The organism is Sutcliffiella halmapala (assembly GCF_002019665.1).
GTDB lineage: Bacteria > Bacillota > Bacilli > Bacillales > Bacillaceae_I > Sutcliffiella_A > Sutcliffiella_A halmapala.
In genome coordinates this window covers 2640446-2664976 of the sequence record NZ_KV917375.1, presented here as the reverse complement: position 1 = coordinate 2664976, position 24531 = coordinate 2640446, and the positions used below count along the sequence as shown (strand labels likewise).

General features: G+C 34.6%; 28 protein-coding genes. 24 read left to right on the top strand and 4 right to left on the bottom strand.

Translation table 11 applies throughout. From position 1 onward, the window contains the following. Positions 1–62 precede the first annotated feature (62 nt). From BK580_RS13140 to BK580_RS13130, 3 genes are all read left to right on the top strand, one after another. Positions 63–1310, top strand: a complete 1248-nt coding sequence (locus BK580_RS13140; RefSeq protein WP_169864988.1) for a GGDEF domain-containing protein — start codon at positions 63–65, stop codon at positions 1308–1310. Positions 1311–1496: 186 nt separating this feature from the next. After that, positions 1497–3500, top strand: coding sequence for a DUF4179 domain-containing protein (locus BK580_RS13135; protein ID WP_078380778.1), 2004 nt, complete (start codon positions 1497–1499; stop codon positions 3498–3500). A gap of 15 nt (positions 3501–3515) precedes the next feature. Further along, the gene (locus tag BK580_RS13130; protein ID WP_078380777.1) at positions 3516–4595 is read left to right on the top strand and encodes an NAD(P)H-dependent flavin oxidoreductase; all 1080 of its coding nucleotides are present in this window, start codon (positions 3516–3518) and stop codon (positions 4593–4595) included. A 171-nt stretch (positions 4596–4766) separates the two neighbouring features. Here BK580_RS13130 and BK580_RS13125 read toward each other — a convergent pair whose 3' ends face one another. After that, positions 4767–5258, bottom strand: coding sequence for a hypothetical protein (locus tag BK580_RS13125; protein ID WP_078380776.1), 492 nt, complete (start codon positions 5256–5258; stop codon positions 4767–4769). Positions 5259–5512: 254 nt separating this feature from the next. On the opposite strand from BK580_RS13125, the gene BK580_RS13120 reads away from it, so the two are divergent. From BK580_RS13120 to BK580_RS23925, 12 genes are all read left to right on the top strand, one after another. Then, entirely contained in the window at positions 5513–6361 is an 849-nt protein-coding gene (locus BK580_RS13120) for a hypothetical protein (RefSeq protein WP_078380775.1), read from the top strand. A 30-nt stretch (positions 6362–6391) separates the two neighbouring features. After that, entirely contained in the window at positions 6392–6859 is a 468-nt protein-coding gene (locus BK580_RS13115; protein ID WP_078380774.1) for an NUDIX hydrolase, read from the top strand. Positions 6860–7056: 197 nt separating this feature from the next. Then, positions 7057–7443, top strand: a complete 387-nt coding sequence (locus BK580_RS13110; RefSeq protein ID WP_078380773.1) for a hypothetical protein — start codon at positions 7057–7059, stop codon at positions 7441–7443. A 162-nt stretch (positions 7444–7605) separates the two neighbouring features. After that, a complete protein-coding gene (locus BK580_RS13105; RefSeq protein WP_078380772.1) occupies positions 7606–8073 on the top strand; it encodes a GNAT family N-acetyltransferase in 468 nt (155 codons plus the stop codon). 175 nt (positions 8074–8248) lie between these two features. Further along, positions 8249–8362 carry a hypothetical protein gene (locus BK580_RS24155; protein ID WP_169864984.1) on the top strand — a complete coding sequence of 38 codons (114 nt, stop codon included), beginning with the start codon at positions 8249–8251 and terminating at the stop codon, positions 8360–8362. 279 nt (positions 8363–8641) lie between these two features. Further along, complete coding sequence (locus tag BK580_RS13100) at positions 8642–8887, top strand: hypothetical protein (RefSeq protein WP_078380771.1); 246 nt, start codon at positions 8642–8644, stop codon at positions 8885–8887. 213 nt (positions 8888–9100) lie between these two features. Further along, complete coding sequence (locus BK580_RS13095) at positions 9101–9640, top strand: GNAT family N-acetyltransferase (RefSeq protein ID WP_078380770.1); 540 nt, start codon at positions 9101–9103, stop codon at positions 9638–9640. A 244-nt stretch (positions 9641–9884) separates the two neighbouring features. Further along, on the top strand, positions 9885–10418 hold the full coding sequence (locus tag BK580_RS13090; protein WP_235864046.1) for an RNA polymerase sigma factor: 534 nt from the start codon (positions 9885–9887) through the stop codon (positions 10416–10418). Further along, positions 10402–11610: a TolB-like translocation protein gene (locus tag BK580_RS13085; protein ID WP_078380769.1), complete on the top strand. Its 1209-nt coding sequence runs from the start codon at positions 10402–10404 to the stop codon at positions 11608–11610. The genes BK580_RS13090 and BK580_RS13085 overlap by 17 nt, the downstream gene beginning before the upstream one ends. A gap of 192 nt (positions 11611–11802) precedes the next feature. Next, entirely contained in the window at positions 11803–12351 is a 549-nt protein-coding gene (locus BK580_RS13080; RefSeq protein WP_078380768.1) for a sigma-70 family RNA polymerase sigma factor, read from the top strand. Beyond that, on the top strand, positions 12344–13633 hold the full coding sequence (locus BK580_RS13075; protein ID WP_078380767.1) for a DUF4179 domain-containing protein: 1290 nt from the start codon (positions 12344–12346) through the stop codon (positions 13631–13633). Before BK580_RS13080 ends, BK580_RS13075 begins: the two co-directional genes overlap by 8 nt. Positions 13634–13820: 187 nt before the next feature. Further along, positions 13821–14300: a hypothetical protein gene (locus BK580_RS23925; protein WP_139364894.1), complete on the top strand. Its 480-nt coding sequence runs from the start codon at positions 13821–13823 to the stop codon at positions 14298–14300. A gap of 84 nt (positions 14301–14384) precedes the next feature. On the opposite strand, the gene BK580_RS13065 is transcribed toward BK580_RS23925, so the two are convergent. Both BK580_RS13065 and BK580_RS13060 read right to left on the bottom strand, forming a co-directional pair. Next, positions 14385–14909: a DinB family protein gene (locus BK580_RS13065; protein ID WP_078380766.1), complete on the bottom strand. Its 525-nt coding sequence runs from the start codon at positions 14907–14909 to the stop codon at positions 14385–14387. 138 nt (positions 14910–15047) lie between these two features. Next, positions 15048–15428 (bottom strand): hypothetical protein, encoded by a 381-nt coding sequence (locus tag BK580_RS13060; protein WP_078380765.1) that lies wholly within the window; start codon positions 15426–15428, stop codon positions 15048–15050. A 290-nt stretch (positions 15429–15718) separates the two neighbouring features. Between BK580_RS13060 and BK580_RS13055 the strand changes: the two genes are divergently transcribed. The 6 genes from BK580_RS13055 to BK580_RS13030 all read left to right on the top strand — a co-directional run bounded on the left by BK580_RS13055 (position 15719) and on the right by BK580_RS13030 (position 20033). Continuing rightward, positions 15719–15907, top strand: coding sequence for a hypothetical protein (locus BK580_RS13055; protein WP_078380764.1), 189 nt, complete (start codon positions 15719–15721; stop codon positions 15905–15907). Positions 15908–15972: 65 nt separating this feature from the next. Continuing rightward, complete coding sequence (locus BK580_RS13050; protein ID WP_078380763.1) at positions 15973–16467, top strand: NUDIX hydrolase; 495 nt, start codon at positions 15973–15975, stop codon at positions 16465–16467. 62 nt (positions 16468–16529) lie between these two features. Then, complete coding sequence (locus tag BK580_RS13045; protein ID WP_078380762.1) at positions 16530–17354, top strand: inositol monophosphatase family protein; 825 nt, start codon at positions 16530–16532, stop codon at positions 17352–17354. A gap of 42 nt (positions 17355–17396) precedes the next feature. Continuing rightward, on the top strand, positions 17397–17825 hold the full coding sequence (locus BK580_RS13040) for a GNAT family N-acetyltransferase (RefSeq protein WP_078380761.1): 429 nt from the start codon (positions 17397–17399) through the stop codon (positions 17823–17825). Between the two features lie 31 nt (positions 17826–17856). Continuing rightward, positions 17857–18780, top strand: coding sequence for an aminoglycoside phosphotransferase family protein (locus tag BK580_RS13035; RefSeq protein WP_078380760.1), 924 nt, complete (start codon positions 17857–17859; stop codon positions 18778–18780). Between the two features lie 287 nt (positions 18781–19067). Next, positions 19068–20033, top strand: a complete 966-nt coding sequence (locus BK580_RS13030; protein WP_235864045.1) for a DMT family transporter — start codon at positions 19068–19070, stop codon at positions 20031–20033. 73 nt (positions 20034–20106) lie between these two features. On the opposite strand, the gene BK580_RS13025 is transcribed toward BK580_RS13030, so the two are convergent. After that, positions 20107–21849, bottom strand: a complete 1743-nt coding sequence (locus tag BK580_RS13025) for an ABC transporter ATP-binding protein (RefSeq protein ID WP_078380759.1) — start codon at positions 21847–21849, stop codon at positions 20107–20109. Between the two features lie 356 nt (positions 21850–22205). Here BK580_RS13025 and BK580_RS13020 point away from each other — a divergent pair, with 356 nt between their 5' ends. From BK580_RS13020 to BK580_RS13010, 3 genes are all read left to right on the top strand, one after another. Continuing rightward, positions 22206–23048, top strand: coding sequence for a DUF2785 domain-containing protein (locus BK580_RS13020; protein WP_078380758.1), 843 nt, complete (start codon positions 22206–22208; stop codon positions 23046–23048). Positions 23049–23122: 74 nt separating this feature from the next. Further along, on the top strand, positions 23123–23398 hold the full coding sequence (locus tag BK580_RS13015; protein WP_078380757.1) for a hypothetical protein: 276 nt from the start codon (positions 23123–23125) through the stop codon (positions 23396–23398). Positions 23399–23479: 81 nt separating this feature from the next. Then, positions 23480–23635: a hypothetical protein gene (locus BK580_RS13010; protein ID WP_169864979.1), complete on the top strand. Its 156-nt coding sequence runs from the start codon at positions 23480–23482 to the stop codon at positions 23633–23635. Positions 23636–24531 lie beyond the last annotated feature (896 nt).

Sequence of the window (24531 nt, the reverse complement as noted above, 5' to 3'; positions counted from 1 at the left end):
TACTTTTGTCCTATTTGATTTATAATTAAGAAAATTATAAATGAACGATGAGGCTGCCAAAAATGAAGATTAAGTATGCGTTTGCTATGCCACAAGCTTCTCTTGAAAAACAAGGCTTGCTCGAAAAGCATCTATTTAATGTTAACATACAGCGCTGTAAGCTTTTCGCGAGTATTGTAATCTTGTTTGAAGTAATTCTTATTATGATGAATTTATCTTCCATGTATACATCAATGAACACTATATTTGTTTTTAATATCTATTTATTGTTATATTTCATTTTGTTAATCATGAGTATATTCATGCTCTTCTATATGCGGAGCTTCGAAAAAAGGCTTACATATACAGAAGAACAGTATAAGAGGTTCCGCTTTGGCTTGTTGAGCTTTGTGAATTTCTTTTTAGTTTGGGGAGCAGTAGTAACCTTAGTTGATCAGAAGGACTATGGACACGTTATGGCGTTTGTCGTTAATTTCATGTGTGTATCTATCCTTTTTCACACCTCGAATCGGACCATACTAATGTTGTACATCCTACCAATTAGTGTACTTGTAATCGGATTGCCAATTTTTCAGTCTTCAAGTGCTATTTTAATGGGTCATTATATCAATCTTTCTGTATTTTTATTTTTTTGTTGGTTGGCTTCACGAATGTTATACATAAGTGTTTCTTCGAATTTCTATAATAAAATGCTCTTAACGGAATCTAATGATAGTCTCGCATTGAAAATAGCAGAAAACGAAAAAATCAATCTGGAATTGGCAAAGGTTAATGAACAGCTTAAGAAAATGACAATCATTGATGAATTAACGAATATTCCTAATCGGAGAGGCTTTCACCAATATATAGCTTCAGTTTTATCGAATTCCACTGAAAAACGAAAATTAACGTTGATGATGCTAGATATTGACTGCTTTAAATTATTCAATGATAACTACGGACATCTTGAAGGAGATAAAGTAATCAGGAAGGTTGCACAAAGAATGCGATATAATATTGCCTCTTCTGCAAGTATTGCTGCGCGTTTTGGAGGAGAGGAATTTATTGTAGCGGTCTTTGATTTAGAGAAAGCAGAAGTAGTACGGCTTGCAGAAGATCTCCGAAGGTCCATTATCGATTTAAAGATTTCTCATGAATTTTCACTAGTCGAAAACCACGTTACGGTCAGTATTGGGATTGCTTCTGGTAATGTTGAAAATGAAAATGATATGGAGCAGTTAATGGAAGATGCAGATAGAGCCCTTTACAAATCAAAATCAAGCGGCCGAAATCGTGTCGAAGTCTTTGAAGAAAGTTTTGTAATTAGTTAGATAAAGATAGGTAGAATTAATATTTTCATAGAAATCATTTTAAAAAGGGAGAGTTTCTCTAATAAAGGAAACTCTCCCTTTTTGCAGGAATTTTATGGTTTTTAAAGAAATAGTCAAGAGAGTTATTTTTGAATGAGAAAGATACAAGACTATACGATTAACACAAGGAGATAGAGGTGGAGAGAGATGAATGATTATGAGAAAGTAAGAAAAATAGTCCAAGGGGAAAAGAAGTACTTTGCCGAAGCTATCAAGTTAATTTGCAATCCACTCTTTAAAATCCTATGTGGAGTAGGCGCGGATGAAGTAGAAGCAGAAAACAAGTTAGTCGCATGTTTTACAGCAATATATAAAGAATTACCTGCATACAAGGAGCATGAAATATTTCCAGATTGGATAATGGAACAAGGGTTGAAGAACGTATATCCACTAAGTAAGGAATTAGTAAACGAGAGTTCTTCATTCGGGGAAATGTCGTATACGATACGTTTTGTCTACATCGCTCATGATTTATTTCAAATAAAAAAAGAAGTAATAGCAAAAGCACTCCATATTACTGATATAAAGCTAGAAGAAATGCTTTTTGAAGGTAGAGAGTTACTTTACTCTGAAGTGGATGAAACCGCAGAAAACTCTTGCTTATTATTAAAGGATTTAATTGATCAAGTAGAATCCACGCAATTATCCAAGCTAAACCATGCAGAGGGACATTTAGAGTTTTGTCCCGAATGTCGTGAACGATTGTTTCATATGAAATCCATCAAAGCAGAGTTAACTAAACAGCTTAAGTCGTATTGGATGGAGGATGGTTTCACAGAAAGAGTAATGGATAGTCTCGAACCATATGAAGTGAAAAAGCGGTCATGGCGATATCAGCTAATAACTGTTGCTAGTATCGTTGTGATTTTTTCACTAGGAGTTTTCATTATTCCCAATGCTTCCACATGGTCCGAAAAAGCTTCTAATTATCTAAAGTATGGTGCCTTCTATAATGTCTGGGGCGAAGGAGAGTACGCAGCAACCGATCAAGGCATTACATTTGAAGTGACGTCGGTGGAGGTTGGGGAGGTATACTTAGTTCTTGATTACAAGGTAGAAGGTGAATGGGTAGATAACTTTATCGATGCAGGTTTTGAGGGTACGACTCCAATATTGGATGTAAGGGGTCATAACAATTTTCAACTACGTGTAAATGAAAGAGAGTTCATTTTAGCCAAATCAAATCCTATAGATGAACAATATAAAAAGACCGGAAAGATTGCTTTAACTTCACCAGTATATGAAGAAGTGGAAGAAGACATAGAATTAATAGTTAATCTGAAAGAAATTGCAGGAGCTTATGGTAATTGGGAACTCTTAATTCCACTAAATGGATCTACAAAAAAAGGAGAAATGGAAAGGTTTGATCTTTACAAACAATATGAATATGAGAATAAGATTAAATTATACATAAAGGATATGATAAGGACTCCAGAAGGCAGCAGAGTAAATTATCACGTTTCTTTATCGGAGCAGGAGCGAGCTAGAATTATAGAACAAGTCAGGAAACAGGAAGGAAGGTTTGCAAATTTAAATATTGATCAGCAAACTCAAGCGATTATACATGTAGTAAATGAAAATGGAGATAAGCTACTTCCAACAAATTTTAGTGGACTTGTTCAAAATCCAAATATGGACCGGATAGATTTCTTATCTTACATAATAGATCCAGTTACCTATGAGTTGAAGGAGGGTAAAATAGATCGAGAGGAAGCGCTATGGCTGGAAGTAGAAGGATTCACTTACATGGAACCTGTTGATTTCAGTTTTTCTATACCGACCGCTTTAGGAGAGAATATCCCTATAGACTTGGAGTATGATGGCGATGTATATGATTCGTTGACTGTAAGAGAAGTAGAAGCAACTGACTGGATACCTGCTGGATTAGAGTTTTTAATCCATGGAAAAAGGAGGAATCCTAACTTTCAAAGTTCTTACTTTTTCACACCAGTAGGGCAAGACCCAAATATGACGATTTATCCTAGTGACCATGCTCCTGACGAGAATGAGGAGATTTTAGCTTCTTTTCGAATAGAAAAGAAAGACGAATTACCAGAGCAGCTAAATTTACAGTCATTGCGAAATCAGATATTTTTCAAGCTAGAAGAACCGTTAAGAATTCCTTTTTCAAATGAAGATATGTCAAAATAAATCGAGGTGCTAATTATGCTAAATAATGAAATTAACGAGTTTTTGAAAATAGAAGTCCCGATCATCCAAGCTCCGATGGCGGGCGGTGTTACGACTTCGAAATTAGTGGCAGAGGTTTCCAGTGCAGGTGGGTTAGGGATGATTGGTGCTGGTTATATGACCCCTAGTCAAACGAGGGATCAAATTAGAGAAGTAACGCAACTAACTTCTAATTTGTTCGGAATAAATCTGTTTGTTCCAAACGAATTTTCTGTAACGAAGAATGAAATCACATCAGCTGTCGAGCTATTACAGCCAATTTATGAGCAATTGAACATTCAACAAATAGATAGCCAGGATATTCCTAATTCTAGTAATGTTATAGATACATTTAATGAACAAATAAGAATAGTCATCGAAGAAAAAGTCCCAGTTTGTACCTTTACATTTGGTATTCCTTCTAAGGAAATAATGGATGAGTTAAAGCGCCATCATATTATTCTGATAGGAACGGCAACAACTGTTAGAGAAGCAGTTGAAATAGAAAAAAGTGGTATGGATATCGTGGTGGTACAAGGAAGTGAGGCTGGTGGCCATCGAGGAAACTTTATTGATGGGTTTAGGGAAAGTTTAGTTGGATTAATGTCTCTAATCCCCCAAGTTGTGGACAATGTAAAGATTCCTGTTATAGCTGCTGGGGGCATTATGGATGGCAGAGGGCTACTGGCTTCTATGTGCTTAGGCGCAAAGGCAGTTCAAATGGGCACGGCTTTCCTAACTTGTATTGAAAGTGGCGCACATGAGGTACATAAAGAAGCAATTCTTCAGGCTAAGGAAGACCAGATTGTTCTAACCCGCGCCTATTCTGGTAAATGGGCAAGAGGAATTCAAACGAAATTTATTCAAGAAATGCAGCAACATGAAGAAATCGTACCAGAATTCCCAGTACAAAATACACTGACACAACCTATAAGAAAAGCCGCAGTAGCACAAAACAATCAAGATTATATGTCACTATGGTCTGGTCAAAGTCCTAGCTTAGCTAAAAGGCAAACGGTAAGAGAGTTAATGGAGAGTATTATTACGGATGCTAGGTCAATGATGAAAGACTTTTAAGTGGATAGTGATTTATTGGCTTGCTACAATTATCAGAGGACCTATAATTAGTCATTAGGTCCTCTTTAGTTGGTTCTATTCAATTTTAGTTGTAATAAATCCAGCTTATAAAGTCCCGTTTCTTCTCCCGCATATTATGGATAAGTATCTTCAAAGATCCTGTATCAACTCCTAATTATTATTTTTATAAGGTTCTAAAGAATTTGCCATCTTTATTAAATCTTCTTGAAGATAAGGTTCATCTTCCTTTGAAGTTGAAAATACGATAATTTGATAATTTAACATCTCTTCGTTCCAGGAGAAGATTTGTTTTCTTCCATCATTATAATATATCCCTATGTTACCTTTATCTAATTCAATTAGTTTACTACTTACATTGTTTGATACTTTAAGTTCAAGAAATGGTCTAATCTCTACGAAGATAAATTTATCCTTGGAACTATCACCAAATCCAATTGTTAAAGTAAAATCTGCTGGTTTGGCATCAGCTAAATTTAAGGGTAGTTCTTCGGTTGTCTGGAAATAATCAAATACTCTCACTTCTTCAACCTGATAAGGAAAATAAGTGGGCATTTTAAACTCATATGGAAAATCCTCTATACCCTCAATATTCTTAGCAACAGGGTGTTCAGAAATTTTCTCACTACAAGCAGTTAAAGCCATAGAGAATAACACAAAGGATAAAAATATCTTTAAATGAGTAATTGTTCATACCTCCTAATATTTTCTAGTTATATATACGTTTAAAACATGTAGATGGTTTCAAAGTGCATATTTCTGACAAAACGTTCCTTCTGGCTAATGGAACATGGATAATTTCTGAGTTAACATTACTTAACAAAAAGATAGTTCTTTTGAATTTATTTTAAAATATAATCTTTTTTACAGTATGACATACAAAATTGGAATATTTTTGTATGATAGAAGAAAATAGTATTCTACTATTAGTAGTGGTATTGGAGGAGTATATGGAAAAGAACGTCAAAATCATCGGATCTGTTTTAGCGGTAAGTATCATCTTAAACATGTTCTCAATCAGCCTATTATTAAAAGTAAGGGAACAGTCTAATGAGTATTACTATCTATTACATCAAATGAACAGTGATTTAAATCAGGTAATGGTTGAGCTAAATGAATTGAAGGAAGAAAATGAATGGATAAGTGAAGTAGAATTTATTCCAAATCAAAAATTATCCGGATCTAATGAAGTAATGTTATCGGCTGAATGGGTGATTAAAGAGTTAGAAAGTGGAGCAACCATAATTTTCGCGTATAAACCAATTGATGAGAATGACTGGACGGAGGTAGAAGCCAAAAAGGTGACAACTAGCAGTTTTCAGGCTTCTTTAGTAATAGACACAGAAAGAGAATATGAATATCAACTATCTTCCACTGGGGACATGCAAAGAGGTACCGAGGTGATGGAGATACCTAGTCATACCTATAAGCGAGCAGTTTCTTACTCGTCAGAATATGGTGACAATGGAAGAGGAAAGCTTACGTCGTTTGAAATATGGCTCGAACAGAACGAAGTCCAAATTTCTTTTTTTAAGGTCAAAGAAGCTAGGTTGTATGTAACGAGGGAGGATGGAATAGTCAAAGATGAAGAACTGATAAAAGGATCTGATTCGGATACTTATTGGAACCTGAGAATGGAAGGGAACGATATTCATAAGGTAGAATTAGAAGTGGAATTTGAAGACGGGTATAAGAAAAAACGTGAGATTTATCCAAACGAGGAATGGATTGGAGATAAGTCATGGTAGAGAATAGTCTTATAGAAAAGGATGAAGATGATGGATTACATAAACTATTTAAGGGCTATGGTAGGTCAAGAAAAAGTAATCATGGTGGTGGCAGGAGCTTTTGTTCTAAATAAAGAAAGCCAATTATTATTACAACGTCGTACTGATAATGGACATTGGGGACTTCCCGGAGGATTTATGGACTTAGGAGAATCGGTTCAAGATACTGCTAGAAGAGAAGTTTTGGAGGAAACCGGAATTAAGTTAGAGGAATTAGAATTATTCGGTATTTACTCTGGCCCCATGTATGATAAAACATTTGCAAATGGGGATCAAGTTTCAATGGTTCAAATCTTGTTTACTTGCAATCAATTTAAAGGAGAACTAGTGGAGCATAACCTTGAATCGCTAGAAAATAAGTTTTTTAGTCTCAATGAATTACCTGAAAATTTATTTAATGAACATAGGATTTTTATAGAGGATTTCTTATCTAAAAAGACAAAACCAATAATCAGTTAAAGTGCTTAACATAGAGTTGAGAAGACAGAGAACTGAGGATATAAAACCGTTAAAACATTTTTTGAACTGTACGTTTCTTGAAAAACAGGTATAAGAGATGCAAATGCTATAGAAATTACCAGAAACAAAAATTCACTTTCAGTTTGAGTTTTAGCGTATGGTTAAGATTTAGTAATTAGTAGTTGGGAGTTGTTTCTATGGTTTTTTCAGAGAGTAGTGTATTGCTGTTAGTATATACTGGCCTCATTATATTCTTTTTAGTTCCTTTTCAAAGTGATAAGAGCACAAAAATCCCACAACAAAGTTTACAAACATTCAAAACAGTATATAAAGTCAGCTTAATGAAAATGATTTTTCATAAGAAAGCGATATTTGCTTTCCTGTTAGTGATTATTTCTCTATTATTTATTTGGTTAGGATTTAGTGAGGCAGATTCACATACAAATAGACATAGCGGTAATCCTCCAATAAGTACAAAATTAGAAGCAATAATTAATATGTCTATGATGCTCGTTTACACATTAATACTTTATTTATCCCTAGCATTAATTCGTGCGCTAAAAATTGAGAAAAGCATACGATAGTAAAAGTAGTTTTATTAAGTCAGGTAAAGAGTAGATAATGAGAATACTGATTTTCTTTAGATATTGCTAATATTAAGGTGTTAAAATGTTTCTGACTTTGTGTGCGTTATTTATAATAAAAAATATAATGGGAGATTAAATGAGAAGGAGAGGAATTCACTAATGAATATAAGACTTGCTGAATCCAAAGACATTGAACAATTAATAAAAATGAGATGGGATTTTACAATTGAACATGATAAAAGTAAATTCATTGAAAAGTCTCCATATAATGTTTTTGAAAAGGAATGTCAAGCTTTTTTGGAGAATGCCCTAAATAATAGTCAATGGTTCATTTGGGTTGCAGAGGAAAATGGAAAAGTTGTATCTCATATTTACATAGAGTTAATTCAAAAAGTGCCTCGTCCTGGTAGAATAACGTATCCTTTTGCTTATATGACTAATGTCTATACTCTTAAAGAATATAGAAATAAAGGGATCGGTAGTAAACTTCTTACGACAATAAATGAGTGGACGAAAGAGAATAACTATGAATTTATTATTGTCTGGCCAAGTGAGGAAAGTATTAATTATTATAAGAAAAATGGTTATATCCATTGTACAGAACCTATGGAGTTTTTTCCTCGCTGAAATAGAGTACGTGCTTACTTTTCAAAATCACTTTTGGAGGTAACTTAATGATAAGGAAGGCAATTGGCGTGATTATTTTTCAGAATAATAAGTATTTAGTGGTGCGTAAAACGAAATAAATACGAAACAAGGACAGGAAACGATAAAGGGAGAATGGGATTTTATTTAGGGCGGCGTGAATGAGAGTGAAATAGATTTAGAGCAGACTCTATTTCGTGAACTAGAAGAGGAAACAGGCTCAACAGTATACAAAATCGTAAAACAGTATGAAGAAAAAATTTGCTTTTAATTTCCTGAAAATATGAAACAGAAAATTGGATACGAACGTCAGGAAACAACGATGTTCCTAGTAGAATATATCGGTGATTGTACCGTGCTTAATCCGATAGATACGGAAGTAAGTGAGATTCGCTTTTTGGAAAAAGCACACCGAAACATTTAACACAAAATCTATTCTTATTTATTTTAATAGATTAATTTTTAAATAAATTCATGACCTTAAAGGATAAAATCATATTAAGTAGAATATTCTTCTATTAGATTGTTAAAATTCTAATGGAGGTTTCTAATGCTTATTTCGTTTCTTTTCACAATCCTTATTTTATTATTTTTAGGTATACTGTTATTTTTTTTGATGATCTATTTTTTCAAAAATACTAAACCCATATTGTTATCGTTGCTAGGTATTAACTTAACATTAACTGGTGGAATTCTACTTCTACTTAGAGAATCAGAAACGATAGGTGTAGTTGCTTCAATCATAATGGTACTAGGACTTCTTTTAACATTTTATGTTGTTATAAAAAATAACTAAAAAGAAAAATCCTCCTTAAAATGTCGCATTCTTCTTTTTAACAATGCGACATAACTATTGTAAATAAGTAAAATTGTCTAATATAAGAGGGTGTAATAATACATAGTTAATTTTTTACTAACCTTATCTGCTGATTGGAGGAAAAGTTGTAGACTCCTGCGGGAAATCAAAAACGGCGTTCAAGAGAACCAATATCTTAGAAAGAGTGATTCCATGTTAAAAGGTGATAAGATTTATTTAAGAATGTTGACGATAGAAGATGCTGAATCTATGCTCGGAATCCAAAAGGAAAATCGAGAATTCTTCGAGAAATTTTCTATGGAGAGAAGTGCGGATTTCTATACAATAGAAGGACAAGCTGCTAGAATAAGCACTTTTGAAGAGGATTATAAACTGGATCAAGGCTATTACTTTGGGATTTTTAGTAAAGAAGATGATAGATTTGTGGGTACAATCAATTTATTTCAAGTAGTCAGGGGCTCCTTGCAAAGTGCTTTTATCGGATATTTTATTGATAAAGCTTGTAATGGCAAAGGCTATGCCACCGAAGCAACAAAGCTGATAGTAGACTATGCCTTTCATACGTTGAAATTACACCGTATTGAAGCTGGAGTAATACCGCATAATATCGGATCAATTCGTGTTTTAGAAAAATCGGGTTTTCACAAAGAGGGAATCGCCAAAAAGAATGTGAAGATTAATGGGAGATGGGAAGACCATCAAGTTCTAGCCGTCATCAATCCGAATGATTAATAGTAAGAATTTTTTTCAGACAAGAACTACATAATCAAAATGAAGGTTTAGAATTTAATAGAAAGTAAGATTATTTAAACATACCTCGAAAACTTATTATATCCTACATAATCAATTTGTATTAGAAAAAGGACTTGAAAAAGAGTCCTTTTTTTAGAGCGAATTTATACAAAAAGTTTATATTCGCGAAACCTTTATTATTTTTTCACGTCTATACAGTACGTTTTTTAAGGGGGAGAGTAGCTTGAAAGATACCGATCAGATGGAATTTTATATAGGTGAATGGTATCAGCAATATAGCAATCAAATTTTTCGGTATATTTTAGTAATGGTTGGGGAACGTCAACAAGCAAGGGATTTAATGCAGGAAACGTTTATTAATGCATTTAAATACATAAAGGACTTTAGGGGGGAGGCTTCCCCAAAAACCTGGTTGTATCGAATTGCACGTAATGTAACCATCGATTATCAGCGAAAAAAGAACCCGATTTATTATCTTGTGGATTCTTTTTCCCCTATAAAATCTCATCAATCTACACCAGAAGAGTTTTTGGAATTAGGAGAGGATATTCAACAGCTTTATATTGCCTTATCAAAATTGAAGAAGGACTATCGGGAAGTCATCATTTTACGGAAAATTAAAGAGTTTTCGATTAAAGAAACTTCCATTATTTTAGATTGGAAGGAAAGTCGTGTGAAAACTATGCTGCATCGTGGACTACTGGAACTACGCGAACAAATGGTGAAGGAGGGCTACACGAGTGAAACGATTAGTTGAAAATTTGGAGATGGATCATAACTTTCAAAAAATTAATCAAGTCAATCTTACGGAACAGGAATATGAGGAATCCCTTCAGCTTGTCCTAATGGCAGTAGAGCAAGAAAAAAAGCGTACAAAGTATCGTTTTATTCCCACTCATAAAGCAGTTATCGTTATTGTAGCTTTCGTCTTCAGTCTGCCCATCTTATTTTTTAGCGGTATAGTGGACTTCCAATCTTCAAATGAAGGAAAGGATTCGGTAATTCAACCAGCAATTGATAATAGGGAGGAAGATAAGGAAGAAATCGTTTTGAAAGCGGAGAATACTACCCAAGAAGGAATCCAAGCTGTGTTAAACGACGCTAACATCGTGTTATATGAATGGTCACCCAAAAATAGTCATGTTGCTTTTACAACAGTTACGAAAGAAAGTGATCACGGCCAACTGTATATTTGGCAAGTAGGTGAACCCGAGCCAAAAAGCGTTAAAGAGGTAAATGATTTAGTACTTCCAATTACAGCATTTTATTGGTCACCTGACAGTCAGAAAGTCGTTATTTCAGCAGGAACTCCCAGTGTTCAATGGGGGTATGTTGTTTCCAGTGATTCCTTGTCTATTGTTGGGCAATTGTCACTCTTTTCCCAGCCTGTGTGGTCATCAGATTCGACCCGTATTGCAATGAGTGTAGTTAATCCGGCAATCATTCCTGAAATTGAAAAAGAAATGGGAGCAGCTGATTTAGCCATTTACGATGTAACCAGTAATAATATGAAGACAGTTTTACCTGCTTCTATAGACTATTATTATGTTCCACGAAGCTGGGAGGATGAACAAGTTCTTGTGTATAAGAAAATATATTTTGACCAATCAAGTGAAGAGGAGCTATCCATTGATATTTCTACATTGAGCTCCCGAACTGCGAGATTGAATCATGCAACGATAAACGGAGATAAATTGAAATTAGAAATTACCTATACGGAAAAAGTATCGGACCCAAACACCCCAAATGGTTTTCGCTTGGAGGAGTCGGAGGGAGGTACAATAATAAATGTTGGGAAAGATATACCTATTTACTTATTAAAAGATCCATCCTTTTTAATTCAGATGGATTGGGATGAAATAATCATCAATGGAGCGATAATGGGGTTACTACAAATATATGAAAATGATGGTGAAGTTTTCTTTATCTCTGAAATTTATATTCCATAAAAACATGATATGGGTATTTATCCAAAATGTGCAAGATTTATACATTTTGGATTGTTTTTATGTGGAAAATGAATACTCCATATTTACAATGTCATAGTCAAAATTTGATCTTAAATGAATTAATGAATTTTTTTCAATAATAAATGAACTTTTTTGAGTTCTCAATACTCTTATATGCAGAGAGGTGAAGGGATGAATGTGGCGCGTTTAGTGAAAAAGGCGAAAAAGGGGAGTAAAGAAGCAATTCTGCAATTAATAATGGCGGAAAAGGATGCCTATTATAGACTTGCTTTCACTTATATGGGGAATTCTCATGATGCGATGGATGCAATGGAAGATATGATTGTAAAGGTATATGAAAATATGGAGCAACTTCAGAAAGAAGAAGCCTTTTATAGCTGGAGCAAAACGATTTTAGTGAATAGTTGTAAATCGCTACTTCGAAAGAAACAAAAGCTCGTGTTTATTGAAGATTGGACTGCTACAAATGAAGTAGAGCTAGCGAGTGCCATCACCACATCAGATCCATATGTAACTAGTGAGCAGAAAATAGATATGCAGGAGCTATTGTTATGTTTAAATGACCAGCAAAAGGAAGCGATTCAATTAAAGTATTTTCATGATTTAGATTATCAAACAATTGCAGATGTGACTAACGTGTCGATTGGTACTGTAAAATCAAGGGTTTTTCAAGGGCTGAAAAAGCTAAGAGAGCATTATGGGGGTGATGTGGATGAATAATGTGGAGAAACGGCTAGCAAAAGAAAAGCAACGTTTAGATTCAATGACAGCACCAGATGAGTTGGAAAGTAGATTAAGAAATGCCTTACGTTCGAGCCCTCCAAAGAAGAAGCAGCCATCCAAGATAATTTGGAAGCTTGTGACGGTTGCGATATTTGTAATCGCGCTAGTTGGCTATCAATATAATGCAGTTGCTTTCTATGGAAAAAAGTTATTTGGTTTTGAGGAACTGATGGCAGATACATTAATTAAGCTTAATGAAGAAGGACTGGGGCAGAGTGTTGAAAAGCGAGTGCAGTTAGAGGATGGGACTACCTTTACTGTTAATGGAATTATGGCGGATGAGAATCAGTTATTGATGTACTACACATTAACTAATTCAAAAGGAATCCCAGAGCAAACGATTGAACATTTTAGATTAACAAGATTGACTGGATTTTTAACGAACTCCTATTCAGTAGGTGGTACCTACATGATGAATGAGGAAGGCACCGAGCTAAAGGGGAATATGGCCTTTGAGCCAGTTAGTCCTTTTTCGAAAAAATTATCTTTAAAATTTATGCAACACATCAATAACAACCAAGCAACGGAAGGGACTTTATCGTTCTCGTATAATCCAAATAAAGCGATGCAAACCGAGTTAAAACAGACTATAAAGAAAAAAGTAAAGGTAGATAAAGGAACCATTACATTCCGTTCGATTACTGCAACACCAACGATGACTGTCATCCATGGTAAGCTAAATGTAGAAAACTATGACCGAGTAAACCTTCCATTAGATGACATAGAGCTACGAGCGAATGGTAAGCCAATCGATGGATTTGGTGCAGGTATTCGATCCTCTTTTACTGGGGTGGAATTTGACATTAATTATGATGCTCTACCGAAAAATATAGATTCATTGGAGCTAGTTGTGAATGAATTTGTTGGCTATCAGGAGCTTGATGAAAAGATTTCACTTCTTTCTGTTACAAATAAACCTATTATACTTGACGGAAAAGAACTATATATAAAAGAAGTGAAAGCTACATCAGATGGTGTGGAAATGACTGTTGCAACGGGTCATGATGTCATGCTAGACGGTGTATCGATAGAAGTACAAAATGAAATCATCCCTCTCCGTACGATTGTTAATCAGCATGATGTGAAGCAAGAAAATGGGAAGGAAATGAAGGAGCGTACCTTATTATTTGATACAAAAGTAGAGCCAGAGACTTTGCTTATTGATGGTATACACTTTATGAAGAGTTATGATATAGTAATTGAAATACCGATTCATTAATAAATTTGTAAACAGTATTTTTCCATGGAGAAATGCTGTTTTTTTTCCTTTTTGGTAGAGGCAAAAACAACATTTTCTCCTTTATGTTAAGCTAATTCAAGAAAATAGCATTATTGCTTTTGTGAGGTTGTTTAAATTAGGATGTAGGTATAAGAAAATTCATTTATAATAATCTTGAGGTGATGAAATGGAGAAACAGATGATCAATTTACTCACTTTAATGAGTAATGATTTGAAAGATTTAAAATCAGAAGTTAGTGAATTGAAAACAAATGTAAGTGACCTAACAACAGATGTTGGTGAATTGAAAACCAATGTAAGTGACCTGACAACCGATGTTGGTGAATTGAAAACCAATGTAAGTGACCTGACAACCGATATTAGTGAATTGAAGACAAATGTAAGTGACTTGACAATCGATGTTGGTGAATTGAAAACCAATGTAAGTGACTTGACAACTGATGTTAGTGATGTAAAATCCGAAATTATTGATGTGAAATTAAAAATGCATAGTCGATTTGATTCCGTCGATGCGAAACTAGATGGTATAGGTGGGCAGTTTGAACTCTCTACTGAAGCCAGAATTACGGAAGTCAATTTTGTTGTTGATAAGGTAAACAAACTTGAAAAAGAACTGTACATTTTAAAAACAAAAAATAGTAATTAAGCTATCATTGTTATTTTGAAACGACTCCATAAAAAGACCAAAACCACTACTCAAATAACTAGGTTTTGATCTTTTAATTTATCCTTACTTATTCAAAATACTTAAATATGCTTGCCAAGGACCGACGTCGCTACTATATCTCTTGGCCATTACTCGAACTATTTGGGAAATGTGGGTGAAATCATGCACGACCCAAGTAGAAGGCAATTCCCTCAGCTTCACGTCACCGAATTCAGGATGTAAACCTGTCAATTCCAAATGGACATCAGGTTTGATTCGTTCCTTTAGTAGCATGATATTTTGTGCGCGAATCGTTTTAAAGTCCAGCAGCGTTTGTTCTATGGATTTTTCAGTAGCACTATTTAAATGTGCAAAACGATCGAATACAGGGAATGGCTTATCCAACCTTTCTTGTAGGATTAGTTCTAATCTCGGAATCCAATTATTTCTTTCTGCTTCAATCAAATGTTCCACTACTTCTGCAGCATTCCAAGTTCCTTCACCTTCATTGCTTTGCAGCCATCCATCTGATAATCCTGATAGAAAACTCTCCAATGTTTTAGGTGTGCGCTCCAAAATCTCCATTGCTTCTTTCAGAGTGAAATTCATATAATTGCTCCTTCCTTGTAACGCCAAATTATGATTCCTTCCAAATTTCTATTTTCGTACATGGCTCTGTTCACCTTTAAGGTTGTTTATTGAAAATATAAAAATAGGCATGTCTCTTTATTAGAGAGCAAACCTATTTTATTCGTTAATAATGGTTGGGATTTTAACTAACACATAGTTAGCTGTCCATTTTTGTGTCGTTACTATCAAATTTTCACCTTTTTTTTCAAAGAAGAGTCCACTACCATCTTGTTGTTTGAATATCCAACCATTTTGACTTACCATGTTTTTGATAATTTCATTGGCTGCGGACTGGTCTCGTTTGGTTATTATATGCCACTCTAGACTGTTTTCGTTTGATAATTTAACGATTTGTTGCTCAGAATTATTTAATTTTTCGATAACCTCTTTTTTGCTCACATTTTCTATTGGGAGTGGAGGATAGTAGAGTTTGTTGTGGAATACGAATACTCCAACAAATATAAATATTAATCCGATTCCAACTAACACTTTCTTCATAAAACAACTCCTATTTAAAATCCTTCAAGACAGTACATAAGAATATTCCACAAATATTCTTAAATACCTTTTTACGATTCATTTGCAATTAATAGTAAAGTTTTAGGGAAAACAGCTTCCTATATGGATTATTGTGGTAAAATTATAGTGGTAATTATGTGAATATTTGATATATAACTGTAAGTGTTGTTCAGGAATGAAATAGAATCAAAGTATTCTTGTAATAGTTCGATAAGACTGCGTTTTAATCTTTATACATATATTGTAGTAAGAATAAGGAGGTTTCACTTATGGGTTCTTTCGTTATCTTTCTACTTATTGTTTTAACTGTAATTATTGATTTCTATTGGTTTGATACGGACCGAAAGAGATGGGGCTGGATGAGAAATTGGTCAAAGCTAAACAAAATTATTTTCTTCTCAGGATTCTTAATAGTCTCTAGTATAGTTTACTTCGGTTTAAGTCTTAAATTTCTGTGATAATTGTACGTGCTTTGTCAAACTGAATAGTGAATCGTCATCAAAATTGAGAGGATAAATAACAAATGACTACCACCTACGTAAAATGGGGAGAAGCCAAGGTTAAATTAACTTGGAAACAGGATATACAACTTCCTACAAGGAACTTGATTACAAGTGTCCATGGCTTCTGTTTTGTAGAAGACAAACTATTATTGGTAAACTTAAATCATAGAGGGTGGGATATTCCAGGAGGTCACATTGAATCAGAAGAAACTCCAGAGGAATGTTGTAAGCGTGAAGCAATGGAAGAAGGCTATGTCAATGGAGATTGCCAACTTCTTGGGTTTACTATCGTCGATCACAACGATAATCCTAAATGGGATGAAAATAGTTCATATCCGAAAGTGGGGTATCAAGTATTCTATCGAATGGATATAAAGCAAATAAATGATTTTCAAGGTGAGTTTGAGTCAGCGCAAAGAATCTTTGTAAACCCTGATGAAATTCTAAATTATCACCATAGTTGGAACGAAATCTTACAAGAAATACTAACACAAGCTGTTAACCTTAATAAATAAAACAGTACTATATTTATAATCTAAGACGTGTAGATAAAAATTATTATAAAAAGGCGGTTACTATGGATATTATTTTGAACAAAGCGAAGGAAGTAGCAATCAAAGTAATTTTAGAAGCAGGGAATATCGCTAAAGAAAGATTTGATCATTTTACTAGTTTGGAAGAAAAAGATGATTATGGGGATGTCATTACGGAAGTGGATCTTTTAGCCGAAGAGGTAATCTTGAATGAAATAAGTAGGGTATTTCCTGATCATCAAATACATAGTGAAGAAGCGGGGGATAACGGAATAAAAAGTGAATGGCTATGGCAAATAGACCCATTAGATGGAACGAATAATTTTGCAATCGGGTTACCCGTCTTTTCATCCTCCATCACACTTTTGTATAAACAAGAACCAGTACTTGGCGTTATTTATGAGCCAATGGTAAATCGGTTATATATATCTAGTTTAAATGGGGGCTCCTACTGTAATGAAAGATCATTACAAATTAAAAAGAAGGAGAATCCAAAAAAATTCACTATTGCTTGGATACAAGGGCATCAGGTTCAAAATGAAGAAAAAGCGGTAAAACTAAGGCAGTATATCGATGTGAATTGTAAGAGGATGATGAGACTTTGGGCGCCAACTCTACAGTGGTGCATGTTAGCTAAAGGTGAGATTGACGGTATTATCTTATATAATTCTGAAGGCGATGACTTATATTCAGGAATACTCATGGTTAAAGAAGCAGGAGGAATTGTCATTGATTTTCAAGGGAATGACTTTACAGGTATGAGCAACGAGCCTTACTTAATTGCTTGTCATCCAGACAATAAAGAGTATTTCTTGCAAGTCATAAATGAGGGGTTAAGGCATTCCAATGTATCAACGGAAATTGCCTAACTAGGAAAACAGATGGAACATTGCATAAGGAGAGATGGCATTATGGATTTCGAAATTACGAAAGCAATAGATACAAAGGAAAAAAACTATATTAATAATCTATTGTATGAATACAACTTAAAGCATTTCCCCGTAGATCTTAGAGGTAGATATGAAGAAATTAGTTTAATTATTAAGGACGAGAGCGGCAAGATTCATGGAGGAATATTAGGTGAAATTTGTTGGAATTGGTTAGAGATTCACACGTTAATGGTAGAAGAAGACATAAGGCACCTAGGCTATGGTTCTAAACTATTATTGGAAATAGAAAAGATAGCTAAAGAGAAGAACTGTGACTTTATCAAGGTGGATACGCTAAGCTTCCAAGCATTAGATTTTTACAAAAAACATGGGTATGAAGTATTCGGAGTCCTTGACAATGTTGGGAGAGATTATAAGCACTATTATTTAAAAAAAGACCTAGTGTTATAGAAAAGATGGAAAGCATGGAGGACAACGATACATGACAGAGCTTATTCAACTTCTTCAAGAAAAAGTAAAACTTCTTCAAAATGCCTCTCCACTTGAAAAAATAACAAAAGGTTATTCGTCCGATACGAAGTATGTGTTTACTCTAGATGAAAATAAGTTTTTACTACGAGTAAGTGATATGCAAAGGTATGTAAAGAAGAAAGCGGAATTTAAACTATTGAAAGATATGCGACATTTAAATGTCAACGTTCCAAAACCGATTGAAATAGGAAGTGTGGAAGAACAGAATTCCTGCTATACAGTTTACTCATATATGGAAGGCATAGATGCAAAAGAAGCTATACACACGTTGACAGAAGAAGAGCAATATAACCTTGGAGTGGAAGCAGGTGTACAATTATCGAAAATGCATTTATACGAGGCACCGTGCTCCATTAACTCTTGGTATGAACGAGTGATGGAAAAGCATTATCGGTACTTAGCTGCTTATAAATCTTCCGGGATAAAAATAAAAAATGATGAAAGAATTATTGATTTTATAGAAATGCATAAGCATGTTTTGAAAAATCGTTCCAACCGCTTTCAACATGATGATTTTCACCTGGAAAATATTATAGTGAAAGATAAAAAGTATGCTGGTGTCATTGATTTTGATAATTTTGATTGGGGCGATCCGCTTCACGACTTTGTGAAAGTAGCCTTGTTCCAAAGGGAAATAAGTGTTCCATTTTCAATTGGACAAATTGAAGGATATTTTGATGACCAAGTTCCAGACGATTTCTGGTTGCTGTATTCCATTTATTCTGGAATGGTGATTTTTTCATCGGTTGTATGGTCTTCACGTTTTGCTCCAGAGCAATTAGAACAAATGATAATGAGGTTGTACACTTTGTTAGAAGACCATAAGTATTTTGAAATGCAAATACCTAAATGGTATGAATCCAATAAGTTTTGAATCGGTAACACTCTGCTAATGAGAAGAGATTTAGATGAATGGGGAAAACGCAGGAATCATCAAGTACTTGCGTTTTTTTCTGTTGTCCAAATAGTACTAAACTTAAGTGTTAGTAAGACAGAGAGTAGCGTAAATGGAAAGAACTTTTTAGTCAATATCATCTTGACACGTAACTAAATGGTGACGTATCATAAAGGTAACTTTTTGGTTACGTTTAATGTCAGAGAGTTAGTAGCTAGATGTAGCATTAATACATCTGAAACCGGCAGAGAAAGAAGGTTTACCCGTTGTTTAACTCAAACGAAACAATAAAACCAGCAGAGATAAAACGTGCATATTTATTAGCAGTACTTAATGCAGTTGTGATTGGTATATCATTTTTGGTTGTCAAAATGACGCTTGATTATGCCAACCCAATCGATACGCTAACCTTTCGCTTTGCATCAGCGCTTGGATTGATGCTAATTCCGGTTTGCTTTGGATTCTTTAAACTGAAATACCGAGGAAAGCCGCTTATTCCATTATTCCTGTTAGCTACCATGTATCCAGTTGGTTTCTTCACGCTCCAGGCATTTGGACTTCAACATGCAACATCTTCAGAAGGTGGCATCATAAATGCATTTACACCAGTAGTCACGATCCTGTTCGCTTCGATATTCTTGAAAGAAGTAACGTCTCTCTCTCAGAAATTTTCGATGCTGCTCTCAGTAGTTGGGGTCTTGTTAATTTTTCTTGCAAACGGAAGTGCGATTGATTTTTCGAAAATAACAGGGACTCTCTTGCTAGTTCTTGCCTGCATTATTTTTGCTGGATATAGCGTGTTTGCCCGTTCAATTTCGAGATTTTTTAGTCCAGCAGAAATCAGTTTCTTTATGATTGGAATCGGCTTTGCGATTTCATTCGTCGTGTCCTTCATAAATAATGCGTTCGACGGTACACTCAAGTATTTTTTCACTCCACTTTCAAGTGGGACTTTTGTCTGGCTAATTGTTTATCTCGGTTTTGTTCAGCTTGCCACAGCTCTGATGGCAACTTACATCTTGTCAAAAATAGAAGCATCAAAAGCTAGTGTATTTATCAATTTGTCAACGGTAGTCTCCATTATTGCTGGGGCATTCTATCTTGGAGAAGTAGTGACATGGTACCATCTTTGCGGATCTATATTAATTATCGTTGGGGTAATTGGAACAAATCGTTTGGTGAAGAAACCTGTCTCAAAAAATAAAGCAACGAATGCCGCGAAAGTTATCTAAGCTTCTATTCTATTGAAACACAAATCGACCACTTCTTTGTTCGGGAGAAGTGGTCGATTTGTGTTATAAATATCTAGACTTGTAATTCAAACTGCTTAGAATATAAATTGGCATACGCACCATCACGAGCAAGAAGCGCATCATGTGTGCCTTGTTCGACAATCCCATCCTCTGTTAATACGATAATCCGACCAGCGTTGCGGATCGTGGAAAGGCGATGGGCAATGACAATGGTTGTTCGTCCTTTTGCTAATGTTTCTAATGATTGTTTGACAATGCTTTCACTCTCGTTATCTAGTGCACTCGTTGCTTCATCGAATATGAGAATAGGTGGATTCTTTAAGAATACGCGAGCGATACTTAAGCGCTGTTTTTGTCCGCCAGAAAGTTTCACACCACGCTGTCCAATCTCAGAATGATAGCCGTTTGGCAAACTTAAAATAAAGTTATGGGCATTGGCATGCTTCGCAGCTGCAATAATTTCCTCATCAGTCGCAGCTGGCCATCCATAGCGAATATTGTCCATGACAGTCCCTGTAAAAAGGTAAACATCTTGTTGCACAATCCCAATAGACGCTCTTAGTGACTGCAACTCAATATCCTTGACGTTTATTCCGTCTATTAATACATTCCCAGCTGTCACCTCATAAAAGCGCGGTATTAGTGAGCATAATGTTGTTTTTCCAGCTCCTGATGGTCCAACTAATGCGATGTATTCCCCACGCCTTACCTGAAGTGAAAGGTCAGAGAAGACATTATCTAAATGGTCTTCGTAACGGAAGGTCACTTGCTTGAATTCAACATCTCCCCACACTTCACGCAAAGTAATGGCATTTTCCTTGCTTTGGATAGCTGGCTTTACGTTCATAATTTCCATAAAACGCTGAAAGCCAGTGACACCTTCTTGAAGCTGTGTGCTCATGTGAGTCATCCGCTGAATAGGCTCAATCATAAAGCCGATATACAGTAAAAAAGTGATTAAATCTGCTAAATCCAACGTATTGTTCACGATACTCGCACTTCCAAAGATGATGACCGTAATCGTAATGAGCTGGATAAACGTTTCAACCCCATTGTAAAAATAAGCTTCAGCCTTGTATGTTTTTTTCCGACTATCTAGAAAACGACTATTTTCTCGGTTGAATTTCTCGATTTCAACGTGCTCATTGGCAAAAGATTTCACGACGCGAACTCCTGATAAGCTATCCTCTACCTGTGCGTTTACGTCGGCAATTCGTTCCTTATTATTTCTTAATGTCCGATTCAATACTTTATTAAAATACAAGGAAAAGATACCTAAAATAGGTAAAAAGCAAAATACAGCAATCGTTAATGGTGCGTTAATAAAGAACAAAATTACAAATGCACCAAGAAAACGAATGAGATATTTGATATAGTCTTCTGGTCCGTGATGGTACAGCTCCGAAAGCATTAATAAATCATTCGTTAAGCGTGACATGAGCTGACCTGTTTTTTCTTTATCATAAAAACTAAACGATAGCTTCTGCATATGAGTGAACAGCTCGCTACGTAGATCACTTTCCATACGCCCACCGACTTCATGACCTTTGTAGTCGACAAAGTAATTCCCGATATTTTGGATTGCGACTAAAACAAGCATGAGCCCACCAATCCAATACACGTCACGAAGGGCAGTGGACAAGTCTCCTTCTAGAATCTCCTTCGTAATATAGCGTACGAGTAACGGAAACACCAACGTAATACTTGATACGATGATGGCGCAGGCCAATACTGCAAGAAACAACCTTAAATACGGTTTATAATAAGAGAAAAATTTTTTTATTGGAAAATTCATGAGTTACCCCTTTATGTGTTATTTAAATAAACACATATAAGGGAGTACACCGAAAACAAATTAAGAAAGTGTTGCCCCCTTATATGTTTGTACGGTTTGATTAGTCACGTTTTTCATGTGAATTCCTCCCTATTTATTGGTAGTTTTAGTGTAAACGATTTCTAATAATCTGAACAGTATTTTTTAATTTTTCAGTAAAAGGAATCCATTAATGTTCAATATTTATAAAATAAAAATTTCTATTTGTGGATTTTTTTGTATAATACTATTGAGTAGAATACTAGATTGATATTATTTATACATAATTTTTGATGAAGGCTTATTAAAGTGTGAGTTATGTAAAAAGGAGACAAAAAATGATCAATGTAATTTCAATGAAGGAAAGCGAACTAAAGACAGTTTTAAAGGAATATAAACCAGGAACACAAACGTGGAATGAAGGAAGTAAAAGATTTTTAGTTAACTCAATGATTACACATATTGGTTCTACTGATAGTGAGCTTAGAGATGATCTAATTTATAGCTCTTTTTGTACATTAGTTTTAGAGAACCAACTTGAGCATGAGCTATTGAACGAACTATTAGATTGTTGCTTAAGTAACTCGTTATTGTTTAAGGGAATCGGTGAAAATGGATCAGATAGTGTATTTACAAGATCGTTTACGACACTTGTAATTGCACTCATTTTATACAAGGATAACGAAGCTGATTCTTTATCCCAAAGTAAAGTGTACCAAGTAAAAGATAAATTAATCCAGTACATAAATTCAGAAAACGATTTAAGGGGATATGTTACGGAGAAAGGGTGGGCACATAGTATCGCTCATGTTTCGGATGCTTTTGCAGAGCTCGTAAAAAATAGAAAAGTAGAACAAAACTATTATATAGAAATTCTAAAGGCTCTGTGGAATAAAATTTATGTCTATAACAGTGTTTATGTACATGATGAAGACGAAAGGATTTTAATTCCAATCATAGAGATGTTACAAAACGGACTAAAGATAGAAGAAGTTGTGAATCTAGTGCAACATATACCAGCGGAACTAAAAACACAGAAAGAGCAGATTGCAGAAGAACAATATTGGTATTTAGTAGCTAATTGTAAGACTTTCTTGAAAAGCTTTTATATAAAAATCAATACAAATTCTAACTTTCTATCACTGCAAAAGAAGATAGAGAAATGTTTAGCAGAAATTTAATGAGATAATCTGTGAATTATCTTCCAAAATCAATTTAAGTTCTTTTATAAAATTATTAATTTGGAGGAATTCCAATGAATCTACTTAAAAGGAATAGTAATACTTTCAAAGTAGGAGCTTTGTTAATCCTATTATTATCTATCAGCTTCCTACTAATATATGACTTCCCCAAAAAAATCGATCGTAAATACGCTGCTTATGAGTACTTTACTAATAATCCTAATGATGGTGAAACAACTAGCGTAACAATAGTAGGTACATATAAAAAACCGCTATTTAGGAACCCATCGTTTACTGGGAAGATTATGATAGAAGAGTATGAATTCACACAAACTTATGAACTAATGTAAATTGAATTTTACAATTCAACATATGAAAAAATGGGCACCTTAGCTTATACAACTATAGTAGATGGTGAGATAACTTTAGAAATGTTAGGAGCTATTTTGCTTAGTGACGATTTTGATTCATTTATTATTACTCTTCCTGAAAATCAAGAGTTGGAAATTAGTATGGAAAAAAGGATCTCAGCTCCAGCTTCTAGTTATGAAGAGGCTAAAACGATAGAAGAAAACACAATAAGGTAACGGGGAAGTATTCAAGATTCTTATAGTGAAGGTTGATATCAAAGATTCGGAAAACAATGTGTAGTCAATGGTGTAGAGGTGTAGGGGGAAAGGTTTTGCTTTTTTGAAAACAAGTATGGAGTTTATGCAAGTGAGATTTGCTCCAGAAAAAATAACGTTAGCAGTAGCCTGTTTTAATCATAGAGCAATAAAAGTGTACAAAAAAAATTGGATTTAAGGATACTGAAACTTTTTTGCAAGATACAAATGGTAGCACGTATGAATTTCTTAAAATGGTGTATGAATGTTAATTTTGAAGAATTAGGCTATGACGAGCCTTTTGAACAGAATATTCCTTAAGAATTCAATACAGGCGAACGGTACAACAAATAAGCCTCTAATTTAGTAACGAGTTCCATAACCTATCGCAAACATTAAAAATGTAAATATAATGTCTATCAATTTGTAACCTATATTGGTCTTTATCAACTGAAATTGCGATTGATACGCATAAATACCGTTGGGCAGGATTGTTGAAGAACGAATTTTGAATATTTTATTTGAAATGGTAGGATTCTATGAGGGTTTATTGGACTTTTGTTTTTGTATTTTTCTTTATTTGGGTTATAATATCACATTTATATCCAGAACCCAGTTGGTGGTCTATTTTTAATTCAAACCGAGCTACCCACACTCCTCTAATGGAGCAGATTTCAATAATTAAAGTGACCTTAATTGGAGTATTGCTTATTGGATTGTCCTATCTATTTCACAAATTAAAAGTTCGATAGTAAATTTCATCTTCAACTATCGGGAGCTTTAATGAGCAACAAAAAAAAATGCAGGATATCATTACCCCTGCGTTTTTTTGTGCGATTCTGCAGTTAAAACGTGTGTGATTTTGTTTGTTGATAACC